The sequence below is a fragment of the Deltaproteobacteria bacterium genome, from assembly GCA_019309545.1.
Classification (GTDB): Bacteria; Desulfobacterota; Desulfobaccia; order Desulfobaccales; family Desulfobaccaceae; genus Desulfobacca_B.
Genome location: JAFDGA010000030.1, coordinates 1 through 19,361, shown reverse-complemented (window position 1 = coordinate 19,361; position 19,361 = coordinate 1). Strand labels below are relative to the sequence as shown.

General features: G+C 54.9%; 12 protein-coding genes and 1 pseudogene. 4 read left to right on the top strand and 9 right to left on the bottom strand.

What is annotated here, in order from left to right; translation table 11 throughout:
- Window positions 1-23: 23 nt before the first annotated feature.
- From JRG72_09720 to cooS, 7 genes are all read right to left on the bottom strand, one after another.
- Window positions 24-302 (bottom strand): hypothetical protein, encoded by a 279-nt coding sequence (locus JRG72_09720; protein MBW2135482.1) that lies wholly within the window; start codon window positions 300-302, stop codon window positions 24-26.
- Between the two features lie 130 nt (window positions 303-432).
- Window positions 433-1,044, bottom strand: coding sequence for a helix-hairpin-helix domain-containing protein (locus tag JRG72_09715; protein MBW2135481.1), 612 nt, complete (start codon window positions 1,042-1,044; stop codon window positions 433-435).
- Complete coding sequence (locus JRG72_09710; GenBank protein ID MBW2135480.1) at window positions 1,025-2,671, bottom strand: citramalate synthase; 1,647 nt, start codon at window positions 2,669-2,671, stop codon at window positions 1,025-1,027. Before JRG72_09710 ends, JRG72_09715 begins: the two co-directional genes overlap by 20 nt.
- Window positions 2,672-2,683: 12 nt before the next feature.
- Entirely contained in the window at window positions 2,684-3,922 is a 1,239-nt protein-coding gene (locus tag JRG72_09705) for an aspartate kinase (protein ID MBW2135479.1), read from the bottom strand.
- 138 nt (window positions 3,923-4,060) lie between these two features.
- Window positions 4,061-4,258, bottom strand: a complete 198-nt coding sequence (locus tag JRG72_09700; protein ID MBW2135478.1) for a hypothetical protein — start codon at window positions 4,256-4,258, stop codon at window positions 4,061-4,063.
- 19 nt (window positions 4,259-4,277) lie between these two features.
- Window positions 4,278-4,970 carry a DNA repair protein RadC gene (radC, locus tag JRG72_09695; GenBank protein MBW2135477.1) on the bottom strand — a complete coding sequence of 231 codons (693 nt, stop codon included), beginning with the start codon at window positions 4,968-4,970 and terminating at the stop codon, window positions 4,278-4,280.
- A 155-nt stretch (window positions 4,971-5,125) separates the two neighbouring features.
- Window positions 5,126-7,150 (bottom strand): anaerobic carbon-monoxide dehydrogenase catalytic subunit, encoded by a 2,025-nt coding sequence (gene cooS, locus JRG72_09690; protein ID MBW2135476.1) that lies wholly within the window; start codon window positions 7,148-7,150, stop codon window positions 5,126-5,128.
- Between the two features lie 239 nt (window positions 7,151-7,389).
- On the opposite strand from cooS, the gene JRG72_09685 reads away from it, so the two are divergent.
- Complete coding sequence (locus tag JRG72_09685) at window positions 7,390-10,095, top strand: PD-(D/E)XK nuclease family protein (GenBank protein MBW2135475.1); 2,706 nt, start codon at window positions 7,390-7,392, stop codon at window positions 10,093-10,095.
- Complete coding sequence (locus JRG72_09680; protein MBW2135474.1) at window positions 10,092-13,496, top strand: UvrD-helicase domain-containing protein; 3,405 nt, start codon at window positions 10,092-10,094, stop codon at window positions 13,494-13,496. Before JRG72_09685 ends, JRG72_09680 begins: the two co-directional genes overlap by 4 nt.
- Before the next feature lie 56 nt (window positions 13,497-13,552).
- Here the strand turns inward: JRG72_09680 and JRG72_09675 are convergent, their stop codons facing one another.
- The gene (locus JRG72_09675) at window positions 13,553-14,122 is read right to left on the bottom strand and encodes a septal ring lytic transglycosylase RlpA family protein (protein ID MBW2135473.1); all 570 of its coding nucleotides are present in this window, start codon (window positions 14,120-14,122) and stop codon (window positions 13,553-13,555) included.
- 414 nt (window positions 14,123-14,536) lie between these two features.
- On the opposite strand from JRG72_09675, the gene JRG72_09670 reads away from it, so the two are divergent.
- The gene (locus tag JRG72_09670) at window positions 14,537-15,403 is read left to right on the top strand and encodes a formylglycine-generating enzyme family protein (protein MBW2135472.1); all 867 of its coding nucleotides are present in this window, start codon (window positions 14,537-14,539) and stop codon (window positions 15,401-15,403) included.
- Between the two features lie 251 nt (window positions 15,404-15,654).
- Here the strand turns inward: JRG72_09670 and ftsH are convergent, their stop codons facing one another.
- Entirely contained in the window at window positions 15,655-17,511 is a 1,857-nt protein-coding gene (ftsH, locus tag JRG72_09665; protein ID MBW2135471.1) for an ATP-dependent zinc metalloprotease FtsH, read from the bottom strand.
- A 320-nt stretch (window positions 17,512-17,831) separates the two neighbouring features.
- Between ftsH and JRG72_09660 the strand changes: the two are divergent.
- Window positions 17,832-18,831 (top strand): annotated as a pseudogene (locus JRG72_09660) (zinc-dependent alcohol dehydrogenase family protein).
- Window positions 18,832-19,361 lie beyond the last annotated feature (530 nt).

Sequence of the window (19,361 nt, the reverse complement as noted above, 5' to 3'; positions counted from 1 at the left end):
TTTAGGACCAGCCAGAAAGCCGATCAGGCGATTGTCCGGGTGGGCCTGTTTAGCGGCCTCAAACACTCCGGCAATGACATTGTGACCACCCGGAGCCGGCCCGCCCGATGTTCCTGGGCGGACCGCAACACCTCCAGCTCAAAGCCAGGCAGGGGCCGGGCCCCTCCGGCCCCTGCCTGCAGCCGGGCACACAGACAGGGTTGATATGTTCTTCTTTCTGCTCTGATCGGGCTTTCGGAACTTAATAGTTTGGCTATTTCATCTTGAGAATAATAAATCTGAGGCTTGGGTTCAACGGTCATCTAAATTCTCCTTATGAGCTATTGGTTTAGGCCATATAGTATTATATAGCGTGATGTAAAATCTTGGGGAGGGGCCAGGAGCCAGTGGCCCTTCCCCTGGCCTACCTTGCATGAATAAAGTGACTATCAGTCACTTCTTTCCCTGATGATTCTCAGTATTTTGCCCATTACCAGGCTGATTTGCCAAGATGGTCAGATGGGGTCGGATTTCTTCCAAATTTTTCGGTCCGATGCCGTTAACCTTGGATAACTCCTCTATCTGATTAAAAGGACCATTTGTTTCCCGGTATTGGATAATGCGTGCGGCCAGTACCGGGCCGATCCCCGGAATGGCCTCCAGATCCCTAGCATTGGCATTATTGAGATCAATAGCCAGACCCAGAACCAACAATTTCGCCCCCGACATGCGGTCCAGGGTATAGGAGCCATCCTTTGCCACCATGATCCGGCTGCCGCTGGCCAGGGGCTGGGACAGGGCCGGAGGGAGGCCTGGACCACCTCCCACTGCCCAGAGTTGTTGTATCTCTGGAGGTTGGGGGAAGTCATAAACCCCGGGTCGAGCTACCGCGCCGCCTATTTCCACCCAGTAGATTTTGCCAGAAGAAGCGGAGGACGCGGCCTCTCCTCCAACCAGTCCGCTCCGTCCTAGCAAAAGTCCCATCAGGATAATGCCGAGCAGCAGGATTACTCCTTGTTGGGAGCGGATCAGGTACTCTTTGGGATTAGCCGGACTGACGTTCATCCTTGAACAGCTTGTAATTGATGCTGTCCACCAAGGCCTGCCAGGAGGCCTCGATAATGTCGTAGGAAACCCCGACCGTCCCCCAGCGGTCATGGGCGTCCCGGGTTTCGATCAGCACCCGCACCTTGGCCTCGGTCCCTCCTGAGCCTGGGAGGACCCGGACCTTATAGTCTTCCAGGCGCATCTCCGCCAACCGCGGGAAAAACCGCAACAATGCCTTTAACAGGGCATTATATAAGGCGTTTACCGGGCCGTTGCCCAGGGCCGCGGTATGCACCTCGAATGACCCCACCCGCACCTGAACCGTGGCCTCGGGGATGGTCGAATTATGTGGTCCAGCCTTCTGATCGACTACTCGATAGCCCTGGAGGTGGAAATATTCCTTAAACTGTCCAAACCCGGCCCGCAGCAACAACTCCAGAGAAGCATCGGCGCCCTCGAACTGGTAGCCTTGCGACTCCAGTTGCTTGACTTTATCGAGGATGTTATCTAACACCCCGGTGCTGGCCGGGGGCAGATTAATATTTAGTTCTTTAATCATCTCCAAGGCCGCAGAGACACTGCGATCATGGGCGGCAGGCTCCAGTTCCAGGTCTTTGGCCTTAAGAAAAATTGTGCTCTTACCGGATAGGTCCGACACCGGGAATTTGCGGCAGTTACCGACAATTTCCGGGTTGATGTGCTCGTAGGCCCGGGGGTTGAGTTTGACAGCGGCAGCATGCACCCCACCTTTATGAGCAAAAGCGCTCTTGCCAACATAAGGCTGATAACGATTGGGGTGCATATTTGCTAATTCATAAATATATCTTGACAGTTCCGTGAGTCGCTTGAGGTTTTCATCACTAATGCAGTCAAAGCCCAGTTTTATTTTGAGGTTAGGAATAATCGAGCACAGATTGGCATTGCCGCAGCGCTCCCCCACCCCATTGATGGTGCCCTGCACCTGTTCCACCCCCTGCTCTACCGCGGCGATGCTGTTGGCCACCGCCAGGTCAGAGTCATTATGAGCATGGATTCCTAAGGGTACTCCTGGAAAGCGCTGCTGCACCGCTTTGATAATTTCTACTAATTTCGATGTCACCGTGCCGCCGTTGGTGTCACATAGAATTAAACAATCGGCTCCGCCGGCAATGGCCGCTTCCAGGGTTTTTAGGGCATATTCCGCATCGTCCTGGAAGGCATCAAAGAAATGCTCGGCATCATAAAAAAGCTCGACCACCCGAGGCTTGAGGTAGCGCAGGGAATGGGTGATGATCTCCAGATTGCGCTCCAAAGTAGTACGTAATACCTCTTTCACGTGGAAAGTCCAAGACTTGCCGAAGATGGTAATCACTGGTGCCCGGCTGATCAGCAATTCCTGGAAAATCGGGTCTGTTTCCGGGGGGCGATCCTTGTGATGGGTGCTGCCAAAGGCGGTTATATAGCTTTGGCCCAGGTTATAATTGTGAATCTCGGAGAAAAAATCCTTGTCCCGGGGATTGGAGCCAGGCCAGCCCCCTTCAATGTAATCGATCCCCATCTGCGCCAGTTTTTTGGCAATGCGGATTTTATCTGCCAAAGACAGATTGAAATCCTCGGCCTGGGTACCGTCGCGCAGGGTAGTGTCATAAATTTTAACGCGTCGCATAACCTTTCCTTGTTACGTTAGGGTTTTTCGAGGTCTGGCATTCTCCAGACCAAAGGCATCATGGAGCACCCGCACTGCCAGTTCGGTATATTTATCTTCAATCACACAGGAAATTTTGATTTCTGAAGTGCTGATGGTCAGGATATTGATATTTTCGGCGGCCAAGGTAGAAAACATCCGGGAGGCCACGCCAGCGTTATTGCGCATCCCGACTCCGACGATGGAGACCTTGGCAATATTATCATCGCTGATCAATTTATCGGCCCCGATCTCCTGGGCTACCGGTCCGATCAATTCCAGGGTTTTTTTCAGGTCACCTTTGGGGACGGTGAAGGTCAGATCGGTAAGCCCCTCAATACTGGTATTCTGGATGATCATATCGACCACAAGGTTGGCCTCGGCTACCGGATTGAAAATCCGGGCGGCTATACCTGGAACGTCGGGTACCCTGGTTATGGTAACCCGGGCATCGTTTTTGCTGTAAGTTACGCCTGTTACCAGGATGTCTTCCATGTCCTTATCCTCCTTAGTCACCAGGGTCCCTGGCCGCTCCGTGAAGCTAGAACGGACATGCAGGGGCACATTATAGCGTTTGGCAAAACCGACGGAACGGATTTCCAAGACCTTGCTTCCCAAAGAGGCCAATTCCAGCATTTCGTCGTAGGAGATGCGTTCTAATTTTCGGGATTGCGGGCAAATGCGAGGATCAGTGGTATAAACCCCTTCCACATCGGTATAGATTTCACAAAGATCAGCCTTCAGAGCCGCAGCAATGGCTACCGCGGTGGTGTCCGAGCCACCCCGCCCCAGGGTGGTGATATTGCCGACTTCGTCCACCCCTTGGAAACCGGCGACGGTGACGATCCGGTCTTTTTTAAGTTCCTCCAGAATGCGGGCCGTATCAATGCCAACAATCCGGGCCCGGCCATAAGCCCGATTGGTATAGATGCGAGCCTGGTGACTGAGAAGCGACGTCGCCGGAATACCTTGGGATTTCAGGAACATGCTAAACAGGGCGACGGTTACCTGCTCGCCGGTAGCCAACAGCACATCGAGTTCCCGAGGGTCTGGATCTTCGGACAGGTTGCGAGCCAGCTGAATCAGCCGGTCGGTTTCTCCGGCCATGGCCGACAGCACTACCACCATGCGGTGGCCTTCCCGCCAGCCTTTGACCACCCGGTTAGCAACATTGGCAATGCGCTCCGGATTGGCTACTGAGGTGCCGCCGTATTTCTGGACAATTAATGCCATCTGAGGTGAATCTCCCTAAAATTTAAAATTATATTGTACAAACTTGGGCAAAGAGAAACAACCCTGTTAGCGCCTGAGATTATAAAACAATTTCTAAATAGCAAGGGCAATGGCAAATTTTGTCAAACCAGGTATAGATCAATGGGGGGATTGCAGCACTCCCGGAGTGCGGCTCCAGAGACGGGCAGCCTCATCCTGGTAAACGATAAGATAATAAGCACAGTAGGGGCAGTCCAATTTATTCCACCCGGGGATTACAGGGAGCACCGATTCCTCCCCGCAGTGGGGACATTGGAAAAATACTTCGGTCCGGTTCTGCTGTATTAGGACTTCCAATTTGCTTACTCCGTGGGCCCTAAAGCAGAGAATTCTCCGCCAGGCTGAAGTAACCCTGACGGCCGATGATCAGGTGATCGTGGACTACTAAGTTTAAGGCCTCGGCGGCTTGAATAATGGCCCGGGTCAGTTCGCGATCCGCGGCCGACGGGGTCAGATTGCCGCTGGGATGATTGTGGACTAAAATCAGCCCGGTGGCTTTGTGTTTCAGGGCCATTTCCAGGATCTTACGGGGATAAACTACCGCCTGGTTCACCGTGCCCTCCTGAATGATCTCTTCGGCAATGATTTCGTTCTGGGTGTTCAAGAAGATCACCCGGAATTGCTCATCCTTGAGACCTCCCATGGAGACCCGACAGTAGTCCACCAGGGCGGTCAGCGAGGGAATGCGTTGCCGCTTCAGGACTTCTTCCTTGAGATAATATTCGGCGCAGGCCTTGGTCAGGCGGATCAGGGTGGCGGAATAATCTCTTAGGCCATCCACCTTGACCAGGTCCTCAAACGAGGCATCCAGGACCCCGGTGAAGGAGCCGAAATGAGCCAACAGACGTTTGGCCAGCGGCTTGACATCGGAGTAGGGAATAGCAAAGGTGAGCAGCAACTCTAAAATTTCATAATCCTGCATGCTCTCGGGACCGGCTTGCAGAAAGCGGGTCCGCAGCCGCTGGCGATGACCGTGATAATGGGGGGGCGCGGTTTTCCCTGATTTCATATCCCATATATAATAGTTCTTTGGTTTATTTGTCAATCAGGTCAGAGACTGGCCCATAAAAAAGCCGGGCAGGGCATAATCCCCACCCGGCTCACTTTAGGCAAAGTGTGGTTTGAGAATGTCCTGACAGTTAAGCGCCAGGATGTTGGCCAGATTTACTCTTCGCCCGCGGCCGCGGCTTTCTCTTCCAGCTCGCGGCGCATGGCCATATCGTAGAGCACCCGCTCCCGGGCCTTGTCGATGCCCAGGGCAGCGCGCTTCTTGTCGATATGGGCGATCATCTTTTTGGCGGCCAGCACCGGATCGAGCTCGAAATCCCATTTGCCGCCCAACTCCTCTTCTAGACCGCGGAACAGGTAGTCGGTCAGGATGTCCGAACCCAGGGTCGGCCAGCTAACCCCAAAGATGGTATAAACGCCGGAGGAGACGAAATAGTGGCCGATGGAGATGGCCTTTTCACTCATCCACTCGGGGGCCGCCCCGGCTGCGGGCAGGTCGCTGATGTCATTGCCCAGCCCGCCAGCTTTGACGCAGGCCGCCGCGGCCATCAGGATGCGGGAATTGTCCACGCAGGAACCCATATGCAATACCGGCGGAATCCCTACGGTCTCGCAGACCTCGGCCAACCCGGGGCCGCAGTACTTCACCGCGGCTTCCGGGGTCAACAGACCCGCCTTGCCGGAGGCCATGGCGCTACAGCCGGTGACCAGGACAATGATATCGTTCTTAAGCAATTCCTTGGTCATTTCCAGATGGGAATTGTCGTGCATGGTACGGCAGTTGTTACAGCCCACCACTCCGGCGATGCCCCGCACCCGTCCGCCGATGATGTTGTCATTAAGAGTATAATAAGAACCGCGGATAGAGCCGCCCAACAGATAGCGGATGGTCTCCATGCTGAAGCCCACTACGGTAGGATACTTGGCCTCTGGAATCAATACCGGGGCCCGGCGGTTGGGGAAATTGTCAATCGCTTCCCGGACGATCCGGCGGGCAATATCCATAGCATGGTGCTCATCCATGGGTATATGCATGGTTTCGCCTTCGATGCGCGCCCGGGGATCGGTGGTGATCAACTTGGTGTGGTAGCATTTGGCAACGTTGGCCAGCGACTGCATTTCGCACTGGACATCGACGATCATGGCATCCACCGCGCCGGTGGTGATAGCCAGTTCCTGCTGCAGGTAGTTGCCCGCTACCGGAATGCCGTGGCGCATCAACAGCTCATTGGCCGAACAGCACATGCCGGCCAGTTGCACTCCCTGGGCCCCCTTGTTTTGGGCATACTGCACCATTTCGGCCTCCTGGGAGGCCACATAGATCATCTCCGGCAATACCGGCTCATGACCATGAATGATAATGTTGACATGATCCTCTTTGAGAACTCCTAAGTTTATTTCGCCGTGCACCGGTACCGGGCAGCCAAACAGGACATCCTGCAGATCGGTGGAGATCATGGAGCCGCCCCAGCCGTCCGATATCGCGGTCCGGGTGCATTGCTTGAGGATATTATGATATTCCTGGTCCACTCCCATATGGGTGCGATGCATTAACTCCACGATTTCAATATCGCAGCCGCGTGGCATGACGCCCAGGTGGCGCCACAACTCCACCCGCTTCTTGGGAGGCCGCTTGGCAGCAAATACCAGCTCGCCTTCTTGCTGACCGAATTCGGCCATGATCTTATCAGCCAATTCCTGGGCAATGGCTTCGGTAGAGCGAGGCTTCTGGTCGTCGCCCTCACCTTCAGTGATTGCCACATCATAATCCAGGGCGATTTGCTTCAGTTTGGTGACATCTTTAATCTTGTACCCCGGAGCCTTGCCATGTGCCACCTCTTTAAAGAGTTTGGCCACACCCCGGGAATGGTCGTTATGGGCCGCGGCGCCGCCGCAGACCATGCGGGCAAAGTTCCGGGCAATAATGGTCTCTGCAGTAGCCCCGCAGACCCCCATGCGAGCCTTAACTTCCTCCGGCTCTTCCTCGCCCTTTTTCTTTTTGGGCTTGGGTATCCGGCAGGGGCCCTGGGAACAGATACGGCAACAAGCGCCTTCGGCTCCAATGGGGCATGGTTTCATCTTCTCGGCCCGGTCCCAGATAGTCTCCACGCCCTGTTCCTGAGCGTGTTTCAACATTTCTTGAGTACCTGGGTCTACACTCCTGCTCTCGATGTCCGCCATTGAGGTTCCTCCTTTGGACCAGTTTTTTCTAAACGGATAAATATCTATACATAATTATAAACAAGAAAATTTATTTGTCAATAACTTTTATTTAAATGCCCAGCGGCGATGATTTAGGTGAAAAATCTGTGCGGCGACTCAAAATAGCAATGAGGGTTAGATTAACCTGGCGAAAAGTTCTTCCCTTGCGGCCTCAGTTTGGGTAAGATCTTGGCAGTCCCAATTTTCCACAACCAGCCATGGTATTGTATAGGTCTTTTACTAGCGCCGCCGTGTTGCATCAGTATATGCTGGTGGAATCGAGGCCGGGAGACCTAATTCTGGTATCCCATGATCGCCTGGCCCGGCAGCTGTGGCACGCCGAACGGCAACAGAAGTTGAGCCAGGGTTTGGCGGGCTGGGAACCGTTGCCCATTCTGACCCTCAACCAATGGTTCCAACAGCTTTTCGAGTCCTTATGGCCGCCGCTATGCCTGGCCACCGACCTGAAGCGTTTGCGCCTCTGGGAGGAGGCCATGCAATCCGGCCCCCGGCTGGCAGATCTTGCTGTTGACCTGGCTCTGGCCCATCGCCTGGATGAAACTCATGCTATTCTTTCCCGTCACCTGATCTCATCTACCCTGCCTGCCGGCGAAGGCCCGCCTCTTGTGGCCTGGCGACGGGCTATCTGTCAGATTTTTGAAGCTCAATTGACGGAACAGCATCTTATTACGCCGGGGCAGTTGCCAAGTTATCTATTGCAGGAACTGCGGCTGGGTAAAATCTCTTTGCCGCCCCGGATCTTGGCTCTGGGCTTTGAGGCCCCGGCCCCGGTTGAAGAAGCCTGGTTCCAGGAATTGGCGAACCGCACTGATCTTGAAAGGCTGCTGGTCCAAGGCTCCCCCAGCGTGGTTCAGACCGCGGTAACCCTACCCGATGTCGAACAAGAGATGCAGTGGGTGGCGGCCCGAATATTAGAGGCGTCTCATCATGGGGGTCTGACACCGCACCGGGTGGCGGTCACCTCCCCGGCCATGGATGACTACGCCGCTCCTTTCCAGCGGATGTTGGCCGAGCTTCTGGGCCCAGCCTGTGAAGGGGGCCGGGTGGCCTATAATTTTTCCCACGGCTCCAGCCTGGCCGAGCATCCGCTGTTTCAGGTCGGCATCCTGCCTCTAACTTTTTTTACCGAGGGCGAATTACGCTCATCTCTGATTTCGCTGCTGCTTTCTCCCTATTATGGCCGTCTGGGGGCCCAAAACGAGTTCGGAGTCGAATTAGACCTGGTGTTTCGGGAACAGGGTGTGGACCACGGCTGGCCCCGGTTGCGCCAGGCCTGGCACCGCCAACCGAACCTGGCTGACGGCCTCGGGGCTGAGGTGCTGAGCAGCCTGGAACCCGCGCTGAAGGCTTTTCTGGTAAGCCCCCAATCAGGCCGGGAGTGGATCGCAGCCTTGAAACAGACCTGGCGGTTACTGGGTTTTCCGGTGGAACTGAATGACCCGGAAGCCCAGGCGATGTCCGTCCTGGAAGAACTTCTCCAAGATGTAGAGCGAGTTCTGGGATCAGTGCGGTTAGACGCTCGGGAATTCCAGTCCTGGCTCGGGCACGCGGCTCAACTCCGCCTTCTGGCTGGCTCTGGCCGGGAAGAAGCCGGTTTTCAGATCATGGGGCTGTTGGAATTGCGCAATCTTGATTTTGACCGGGTTTTTTGTTTGGGCATGAATGCCGGTACTTTCCCCTGGCCCTGCCGCCAGTTACCTTTGCTGGACGCGGCCGAACGCCGCCAGGTGTTGGGGGGCACCATAGATAGCCAATATGCCTTTGCTAAGCAGATTTTTGCCAGTCTTCTGGGTGTCGCCCCCCATCTTACCTTGACCCGGCCGCATCTAAGCGGCGATGAACCATTAGCTGCCACCCCTATCTGGACCGGAAACTGGATTGATGCCACGATGGACCATCTGGTCCAGCCAGAGCCAGCCTGGCTGCGGGTCCAGGCAATCCGTGAGGCTCTTATCCATCCCCAGGGGCAACCGGTGGTTGAGCCGGATGACCTGTTATCCCAGTTCTCGCTTCCTCTTGAACTATCTATCACCGATATCGACAACGCCCGCGCCTGTCCCTGTCGGTTCTTCCTGGAAAATCTTCTCGAGCTTGCTCCCTTGCCTGAGATTGAAGCTGGACCTGAGGCCATCGAACGTGGTGCCCGGCTGCATGAGGCCCTGGCCCGGTTTGTCCAAAATTTTAAGGTCTATTTGAAAAAACACAACCACTGGAACGACTTTCAGGCCCGCGCCACCCTGAAGGAGGCGGTAGCCCAAGTCCTCAAACCATATGGCGACGATCTCCACTGGCAGGTGGAACTGCAGCGTTGGTTGTCGGAAGACGAGGAGACCCCAGGATTCTTATGGCACTGGCTGGAACAGGAGAAGGAACGCTATAACGAAGGTTGGAAGTGGGCCGGAGAAGAAATAAAATTCTCTGGGGTGACCGTGCCGGGCTGGCCTTTTACCTTAAAAGGGCGCATTGATCGGCTGGACTACCACCCGAACCAGGCCTATATGGTATGGGATTATAAGTGTGGCCAGATTCCCGACTGGCGTCAGATGTTTGGTGACCGGCTGCGCTTTCAGCTAATAGGTTATTTAATGGCTTTGCAGCAGGGCCGGGTAAAACAGGCTCGGGCCTGGAAACCGGCCAGGGCAGGCTATATTCAGCTGAAATCCAGTAAGGCAGTGAAATTTCAGACCTGGGATCTGGAGCCCTGCTACTGGGAGGCGGAATTGGCGGAATGGAAGTTGATAATCGCCCAAATCGGGAACCGGCTGCATCAGGGCAATTTTCTCCCTGATCCGAAACCGGCCCCTAACCAACGGGAGGAGGGTGCCTGTCAGTATTGTCCCTACCGGCTGATCTGTGGCTACCCCTTCCTGGAGACAAAAGATAAGTTTGACCTGGAATCATGAGCTGTTCTAATTTATTAGCCGACAGCCAGGTTCGTCGCCAGCTCCTGGCGGATGGAGAAAGTTTTCATCTGGAGGCCCCGGCCGGCTCCGGTAAGACCACCCAACTGGTAGCCCGGTTTCTGACCTTACTGGCCCGGGTCAACCACCCCGCCGAGATTCTGGTCCTGACCTTCAACCGCCAGGCGGCCGGCGAGGTTAAAATCAGACTGTTTGATTTATTATGCCAAGCCCGGAACAGCCCGCCACCAGCTGCGAACGCTGAGGAAGAGCTTAATCTGCCGGCCCTGGCTTATGAGGCCGGGAAGGCCCATCCTCCCGAGGTGCTGTTGACCCCGGATAGTCTGCCGGTCATGACCTTCCATAGTTTCTGTCATCAGCTGGTCGGCCAGGCTCCTTATGAAGCCGGAATTTTACCCGGAGTCGATCTGCTCGAAGACGAAGAACAGGGCTGGCTGCAATACCAGGCCCTGGAACTGATGCGTCGCCGTCTAGTGGATCAACCGGCTGAGCACCCCGTGCGCCAGGCCCTGGTCAACCGCCTGTTGCGCCTGGATAATAATTGGTCCCGTCTGGCCCGGGAATTACATGACTTAATCGGACGGCGGGATCTGCTCACTGATTTCCTGGAACTGGCCCGACTCAGTAAGGATAGCAGTAAATATCAGCAAGTAATGCAGGAACGCCTGGAATTCTTGGTATTACAAGATTTAGATGCCCTGCACGCGGCTTTTGCCGCCACTCCCTTAGGAAAACAATGGCCAGATTTTTGGCAGCATTTGCGCCTGGCCGGAGCTAAGGCCGCGGCCCGGCTGCCCGGCCAACTGCCCGCTCCGGGTCTGCCAGGGCTGGCTGATTGGCAGGCTCTGGCTGATATCCTGTTAACTAAAGAGGGCAAACCGCGCAAGAGTTGGGGACCGAAAAGTGGCTTTTATACTGGTTTTAAAAATACCAATTGGGCCGAGCTGATTCAGGCCCTGTCTCCGGAGGCGGTAGATTGGCTGCATCGCTGCCGGAGTTGGTCCCTGGCCGCGGCCAGTCCCGGGGAAGTGACGGCCCTCCATGATCTGGTCTTGCTCATTGGCCAGACCATTGCCAGCTATGAGCAACTTTGCCGGGAACGCCGGGCGATAGATTTCATTGCCCTGGAGCAAGCGGCCCTGCGGCTGTTCAATACATTTGAGCCCAGCGATATTATGCTTCTCTGGGATTACCGCTTGAAACATCTACTGGTGGATGAATTTCAGGATACCAGCCAGAATCAACACGATCTATTATGCCGGATAATTTCCGGCTGGCAGGCGGGAGACGGCCGCAGCCTGTTTGTGGTCGGCGATCCCAAACAATCCATTTATGGCTGGCGGGAGGCCCGGGTGCAGTTTTTTGTCCAGGCCGCCCAAGGCTTGCGCTGTCCTGAGCAGACCCCGTTCCTGCTGGAATCCCGCTTGCTGACCACCAACTTTCGCTCCACCAAAGCCCTGATTACCTGGGTTAATGAGCTGTTTGAGAAGACCGTGATGGCCAATCCCGACCCGTCGGTAGATGAGGTAAGATTCCAGGCTGCCACCCCAAAACCGGACGCGGCTCTTGGAGTTCTGCCGGAGCTGGCCCTTTTTGGGGTCAATGCGGAAAATAATCAACCTCGCCAGGCCGAGGCTTGCTGGCTGGCCTATCAGGTTAAACAACGCCTGTCAACCTTGGCTGAGGGGGACCGAATCGGCATCTTACTTTTTACCCGTACCCACCTGCGATACTACCTCGAGGCTCTCCAGCAGGCCAAGGTGTCGGTAAAAGTCAAAGAGGGTTTAAAGCTTACTGACGATCCCCTGGTTCCTTATGTGGTTAACCTGACCCGGGCCTTGGTCCGACCTCAGGATGATCTGGCCTGGGTCGGAGTGCTGCGGTCTCCCTGGGCCCGCCAAAATCTAGATGATCTGGCCGCCATTGCCCGGGAACCGGCGGAGCGCTGGTGGGACAAACTGCGCCGCTTTGCTGCGGGCCAGAAGTGCGGCGCAAAACTGCAACATCTGGTCAGGTTACTGGAACAGGCTCGCCAGCAGGTGGGGCGCCAACCCCTGGCCGCCATCGTCACGGAGCTTTTAAACCGCTGGCCAGCCTGGGCAGGTGTGGCCCGGCTGGCCGGGGCGGCCGGGATAGCCAACTCACGGAGGTATTTGGAGTTACTGGCTCAGGCCGAATCCGGAATACCGGAAGTTACCCTGGAGCGGATGGCTTTCCAGTTGGAGAATGCCTTTCAACCCGCGGATCCTCAGGCCAGTCGCGCCCCGGTGGAGATGATGACCGTCCATGCCGCCAAGGGGTTGGAATTCAGTCAGGTGTTCTTGCCTTTTCTGGATTGGCACCCGCTTGGCCGGGTGCGCCGCGAGCCCCCCCCGTTTTTGTTGGAACAACTCCCTAACAGCCGGGTGCAGGCCTTGGCCCTGGCCAAACCTTATCACCACGAGCGACACCATCCCCTTTATGAGCGGCTGTGGAAATTGCGCCAGGGCCGCATCTTGGCCGAAGCCCGAAGGTTATTCTACGTGGCCGTGACTCGGGCCAAACAAAACCTGTTTTTAAGCGCCGTGGTTAAGGTTGACCCCCAGGGGCGGCTCAAGGCAGCTCCGGATACCCCCTGGGGGTGGATTCAGAGTCACGACCGCCTCTCCGGCCGCGAGGCCAGCAAACTGCCACAAAACCTGCCCTCAGGATTAACCCTTTATCTCGACCCGGTGACCGCCGTATCTGAGGGCGAACCGGATACTCCTGCCCGCCTGCCGGAACCACTGCAATTCCAGCCGGAACCGGTGCCCTATCAGATGTTATCGCCGTCGTCGCTGGTAAGGCATTGGACCCCAAGCTCCGAACCCGGCGTCGATTACCTGGAGGACAACCTGGTTAATAAGGCGCGGGGCGAAGTCATTCACCGGCTACTGGCTTGGTTGGCCCAGGGAGAGCCTCTGCCCGACCACAACGCGGTAACGGCAAGCCTGCGCGGTCTGGGCCTGGAGGAAGAACCGGCCTCTTTAATAGCCAGGGAGATCCTGGAGGAGGTTGCCGCCGCTCAGCAAGAACCATTTTTAGCCTACCTGCTTCGTTCTGACCACCCCCAGGCCTGGACCGAATGGGCTTTGGAAGATTGCCCCCAGCCAGGGCTGATTCGGCGGGGGCAGATCGACCGCCTGATTTTTGAAGGCGGCCAATGGTGGCTGGTAGATTATAAAACCTCTCGCCCTCATGCCGGTGAAGCTGTGCCTGAATTTCTGGCTCGGGAAGCCGAAAAATACCGGCCCCAATTGTTGGCCTATCAGGAGATGGCGGCTCATACCCTGGGATTGGCCAACCCTGGCGAGATCAGACTGGCTCTCTACTTCACCGCCTTGAGGCAAAAGATCACCCTCTAACACAAGGAGCGGCTTGCCTCCTGCCTTCTTAGTCCACCTGGTGGGCTAGGTCCGGACTAACCGATGATTTGCATTTGGAGCCGGGTTACGCCGCGTCTTACAAAATGCAGCTTACGAGCGACCTCGTAAGATACATCCAGATGACGGCCGTGGATATAAGGACCCCGGTCAGAGACACGCACTCTGACCTGTTTGCCGTTGCGGGGATTGATGAGAACCAGTTCGGTGCCCAAGGGTAGGGTGCGATGGGCTACGGTTAAGGCATACATATTAAACCGCTGGCCATTAGCCATGGTTCGCCCATGAAACTTGGGCCCGTACCAGGAGGCTACCACAAACCTGCCCCGTTTTTTCTTGGTTTGGGGAAGATTTTGACACTTCTGGTCCATAATCTGGCCGTTTTTTACCTTGGCGTCATTTGCCCCCGGATCGGGTAACATCCCAACCCTGGCCGGGTAGCCTATCTCGGAACCGACGTCCCCACGTCGGCCTTGATGATTTTTATCAACAAAGGCTTTGGCTTCCCTGCACGGGCCGCTTGCCTCATCCTGGTGGGTTATCTGACGGTGTCCAGCCACTCCCAGCAAAAAGACCACTAGCAAGGATAATCTGATCAATTTCGGCATCCAACTAATCGCTAATCAACCTCCTTACCTAAGTGTTGGACCTTATAGTAGCAATATTGATGCCCAGAGGAATATTCTTCATAATTATTTAAATTCTTTGCGTTTTAACTTTAATTTGATAATTTGGGTATGATAAATATTTTCTCAATTTGATAAAACAGCTAGAATCCCATGTGATTTTTTTCTTATAATGATAACTTCCATCACCATCTAATGGGGCAGCCAAAAGTGTCTTTCCATAAATTTTGGTTGAACTCGAGGACGGAATTTTGAGATAGGGAATTGACCTCTAGATCCACAGATTTGCCAAGATTTATCAGGGCCGAAGTGTTATAATTTAAATTTTATGGTTTTTGATTTATCCTTATCTGGCCTTTTCAAAAGTTATGAATACGGACTAATCTGGGTGAGAAGATGGAGCGTCGGGTCAAATGCTGGCCTCAGCATTGGGGGCTGATCATCCTGACTCTGGTGATTTTCGCTCTATTGGGAAGGGCGGACCAGGCCTGTCCGGAACCAGCCCGATTGCCGCCGCAATATCAGAATAAGCTGGGGATGCGGCTGAATCTGATCACCGGAGGCAGCTACCTGATCGGCAGTCCTCTGGAGGAGCCAGGGCGCTATTTAAATGAAGGGCCTCAGCATCGGGTCACCTTAAGCCCCTTTTACATTACCGCCACCGAAATCACCAATGCCCAATACAGCCGCTTTCTGGCGGCCAGCGGCTGCCCGGCACCGCTCTACTGGCTGGATAAAAATTTAAATGCCCCGGACCAACCGGTGGTTGGGGTCAGCTGGCATGACGCAGTGGCCTTTGCTAAGTGGCTGAGTCGGGAGACTGGCGAGACTTACCGTTTGCCCACTGAAGCCGAATGGGAAGCCGCGGCCCGGGGTGGTTTGGTCGGGCAACCCTTTCCCTGGGGGGCAGCGCCGCCCAATGCCCGGAGCCATTTCCGGGCCAATTATAACCCGAACACTTACGCCGATGACGGCTATCGTTACAGTGCCCCGGTGGGGCGGTTTCCGGCCAATGGCTATGGCCTGTTTGATCTGGCCGGCAATGTGGCGGAATGGTGCCAGGATTGGTACGAGGCTGCGTACTACAAGCAGAGTCCCCGAGAGAACCCTCCGGGCCCCCCATCCGGTAGGTTCAGGGTGTTGCGGGGCGGTTCCTGGTATTCCCGGGCCCGGGATTTGCGCTGCGCCTGCCGCCAGTTTGCCGCCCCCCACAATGCGGATGGCTTTATCGGCTTCCGCCTGGTCCGAATTATCCAGCCCTAGCTCCTGGACAACCTTATAAAAAACACAGGACATTGCCCCAAAAAAAGAAACCCCGACCCTACCATGACCTGTAGAGATCAGCCCCGACGGTGGAAAAGTGAATACGGGGATATTTACCGGCGGATTTGGGGCCAATTTCAACCTTAACACAGATGTCCAGGCCTTGATATAAGCTAATTTTAGGAGAAACGACAAAGGTATTGGTGGAATCAATATTGAGATGCCAGCCGGAGAGACTGAGACCATCTATGTCAGGCTACGGAGTTGAGCAGTTCCCTCAGTTCATCGCCTTCCAGCACTTCCTTCTCCAAGAGAATTTTGGCTACCTTTTCCAGGATCTCCCGCTTGGATTCCAGGATGTCCCGGGCCCGATGGTGCGCCTTTTCGACCAAGGCGCTCACTTCCCGGTCAATTTCCTGGGCGGTGCCTTCGCTGTAGTCTTTGGAACCTGGCGGTAAGACCGTCTGCAGGAACAGGGGGCGACGCTCCCGTTCGAAGGTAACCGGTCCCAGTTTTTCACTCATGCCATATTCCCGGACCATACTGCGGGCGATGTCGGTGGCCCGATAAAGATCGTTCTGAGCCCCGGTGGAAACCTCATCGAAAACCAGTTCCTCGCCCACTCGACCCCCCAAGAGCACGGCCATTCGATCTTCCAACTCCGATTTAGTCATCAGGTAGCGATCTTCGGTGGGCAGTTGCATGGTATAGCCCAAGGACCCGATACCCCGAGGGATAATCGAGACCCGATGCACCCGGTCGGTGGTGGGCAGCGATTCCGCCACCAGGGCATGGCCGGTCTCGTGGTAGGCGACAATCTCCTTTTCCCGCGGATTCATCATTCGGTTGCGTTTTTCCAGCCCGGCTACCACCCGATCGATGGCCTCTTCAAAATCGACCATTTCAATGGCCGGCTTATTGCGGCGGGCAGCCAACAGCGCCGCCTCGTTGACGATATTGGCTAGGTCCGCCCCCACCATCCCCGGGGTCCGGGCCGCCAGTTTATGCAGATCAACTTCAGGGGCCATTTTGACTCCCCCGGTATGAACTTTCAGGATCTCTTCCCGCCCCTTGAGACTGGGACGGTCAACCAGGATTTGGCGATCAAAACGTCCGGGGCGGATCAGCGCCGGGTCCAGAATCTCCGGCCGATTGGTGGCAGACATGATGATTACCCCTTTGCGGGTATCAAAGCCATCCATTTCCGAGAGTAGCTGGTTCAGGGTGTTCTCCCGCTCTTCGTGGCCTCCCATCGGACTGAGCCCGCGAGCCTTGCCGAGGGCGTCCAGTTCGTCAATAAAGATAATGCAAGGAGCCTTTTCCTGCGCCTGGGCAAACAGATCGCGCACCCGCGCCGCGCCGACGCCGACAAACATTTCGACAAAATCGGAGCCGGTCAGACTCAGAAAGGGAACTTTGGCTTCCCCGGCCACGGCTCGGGCCAGCAGGGTCTTACCGGTGCCTGGGGGTCCGACCAATAGCACGCCTTTAGGGATTTTGCCTCCCAATACCTGAAATTTGGCCGGATTTTTCAAAAATTCGATTATTTCCTTAAGCTCTTCCTCCGCCTCCTCTACCCCGGCAACATCTTTGAAGGTCACCTTGGTTTCGCCTTCCACATAGATCTTGGCCTTACTTTTACCAATGGTCATCAGCCCGCCGGCAGGCCCGGCCCCGATTTTCCTGAAGAAATAGATCCAGATGCCCACCAACAACAGCATGGGCAATAGCCAGGAAAGCAGGGAAGTCAACCAGGTTTTTTCCAGGCGGGCGGAGTATTCGATCCCCTGTTTGTCTAACCGCTCCAGCAGGCTGGCATCTTCCAGACGCACCGTGGAAAAGGCCGGTTCGGTTTCACCTAGTTGTTTAAGGCGCTCCACCCATTCTGGATCCTGACGCTCTTGGGCCAGAAATTCCACGCCGGCCGGAGTAAGCTTTCCGGTAATGGTGTCACTGTAAACCACCAAGTCCTGGACACCTTGGTTATCGACCAACTTTCGAAATTCACTATAACTTATGGTTTGTACCCGACGGCCGATCAGGTAATTCTGCAGGATCAGGAAGACCAACAGAGTCATCACAATATACCAGATGGAGAAGCGAGCCAGTCTTGTCATTGATTACCCCTTTTTAAAGAATAGAAATGCCTTCGTCTAGACCTTGTTTTATCATCCTTTGTAACAACTTAGGTTGACCAGAAACTTTCTCCCAGTGGACATCCGGGAGCCAGTCACAAATTTCACTGTTAATAAATATAATAAAATTAATAATTTTTTCAAGGCAGACAAAATAAATAGAAGGAACCGGAATGCCAAGTTGAAGGGTTGCAAAAAATTTAATCTTATGAGACTGAATCAGGCTATGATAAAATAAATCGGCTGTTCGTTCGGATTCGATCTCGCAAATCAGCAAAGGCAGATAAGTGTTTATGAAGGCCATGATCCTGGACTTCCCGGCGCCGATCAAGGATGATCCCCTGCGTTTAACCGAATTGCCCCCTCCTGCTCCCGGGCCGGGCGAAATTTTGCTCCAAGTGAGTTATTGTGGTGTCTGCCACACCGACCTACATACCGTTGAAGGGGAATTGCCGTTGCAGCGCCTGCCGATTATCCCAGGGCATCAGATAGTTGGCCGAGTAGTGGATAAAGGGCCGGGGGCTACCCGCTTTCAAAAAGGGGAGCGCGTTGGCCTGGCCTGGCTCAATCAGACCTGCGGGCACTGCAAGTATTGCCAGAGCGGCCGGGAAAACTTATGCGACTCGGCCCAGTTTACCGGACTGCACCGCGATGGCGGCTATGCCGAGCTGGTTACCGCACCGGCCGACTTTGCTTATCGGCTGCCCGAGGGCTTTTCGGATCTGGCCGTGGCCCCGCTGATGTGTGCGGGAATCATCGGCTTTCGGGCCCTAAAGCTCAGCGACATCAAACCGGGAGGCTTCCTAGGGCTGTATGGTTTTGGAGCTTCGGCGCATATTGCCATCCAAGTCGCCCATTATTGGGACTGTGAAGTGCTGGTCTTTACCCGCAGCCCCGGACACCAGGAACTGGCCCGCAAACTAGGGGCCGCCTGGGTGGGCCGGGCGGAGGACACCCCCCCCACCCGTCTGGACAGCGCCATCATTTTTGCTCCGGCCGGTAATCTGGTCCCGGAAGCCCTGCGAGTCCTGGACAAAGGTGGTACTCTGGCCCTGGCCGGGATTTACCTGTCCCCGGTGCCGTCCTTGGATTATGAAAAACACCTGTTTTATGAGAAAACCGTGCGATCAGTAACCGCCAGCGCAGGATGGCCAGGAATTTCTGGAACTGGCAGCTAAGATACCGATTCAAACCGAGACCCAACTATTCCGGCTGGAGGAAGCCAACCAGGCCCTGCAACTGCTCAAAGCCGGGAAAATCAATGGCGCCGGGGTATTGGCGATTAAGCCCTGATTATTTCTAAATAATAAGCACATGGCAATGGAACCCTCCAGGCGCAAGAATATTCGGTTGAGAGAATATTAAATGATTCGGGTAGGGTGGTAGAAACGGAATGGTTAAGAACAGCCGATGTCCGTCCGAGCATAAGATTAGATGCGTGCGTTGTAATGCCTAATCACTTTCATGGAATTTTGATAATCAATAATGGAGATCTTTCTGGTTACCCTGTCAGGGCGACCCGCCGGTTCGCCTGTACAAAAAATAAGGTTATTATGTCGCCTGCTAATAAATAATTTGAACCACTTCCGAGGTTAGCTGTGAGATTTATTCGCCTTGCGATACTTTATTTCAGTCCGCCACCGAAGGGCTTAAATTCATTCCAGGTTACTGGTAATGGGGTCACTGTAACAACACTCAAAATAGGTACATGTCCTCCGGTAGAGAAAAAACAAAGAATTATGCTCATGGCCAAGATCAATCTTAAAAACTTGCCGTCTATGGATGAAGATGGGTATATCACCATTCCCGAAAAAGAAAGACGA

Bases quoted from the DNA above. Each gene is read 5' to 3' on its own strand.
- radC (MBW2135477.1), bottom strand. From the start codon at position 4,970: ATGAAATCAGGGAAAACCGCGCCCCCCCATTATCACGGTCATCGCCAG.
- JRG72_09710 (MBW2135480.1), bottom strand. From the start codon at position 2,671: ATGCGACGCGTTAAAATTTATGACACTACCCTGCGCGACGGTACCCAG.
- JRG72_09685 (MBW2135475.1), top strand. From the start codon at position 7,390: ATGGTATTGTATAGGTCTTTTACTAGCGCCGCCGTGTTGCATCAGTAT.
- JRG72_09670 (MBW2135472.1), top strand. From the start codon at position 14,537: ATGGAGCGTCGGGTCAAATGCTGGCCTCAGCATTGGGGGCTGATCATC.
- JRG72_09675 (MBW2135473.1), bottom strand. From the start codon at position 14,122: ATGCCGAAATTGATCAGATTATCCTTGCTAGTGGTCTTTTTGCTGGGA.
- JRG72_09680 (MBW2135474.1), top strand. From the start codon at position 10,092: ATGAGCTGTTCTAATTTATTAGCCGACAGCCAGGTTCGTCGCCAGCTC.
- cooS (MBW2135476.1), bottom strand. From the start codon at position 7,150: ATGGCGGACATCGAGAGCAGGAGTGTAGACCCAGGTACTCAAGAAATG.
- JRG72_09715 (MBW2135481.1), bottom strand. From the start codon at position 1,044: ATGAACGTCAGTCCGGCTAATCCCAAAGAGTACCTGATCCGCTCCCAA.
- JRG72_09720 (MBW2135482.1), bottom strand. From the start codon at position 302: ATGACCGTTGAACCCAAGCCTCAGATTTATTATTCTCAAGATGAAATA.
- JRG72_09705 (MBW2135479.1), bottom strand. From the start codon at position 3,922: ATGGCATTAATTGTCCAGAAATACGGCGGCACCTCAGTAGCCAATCCG.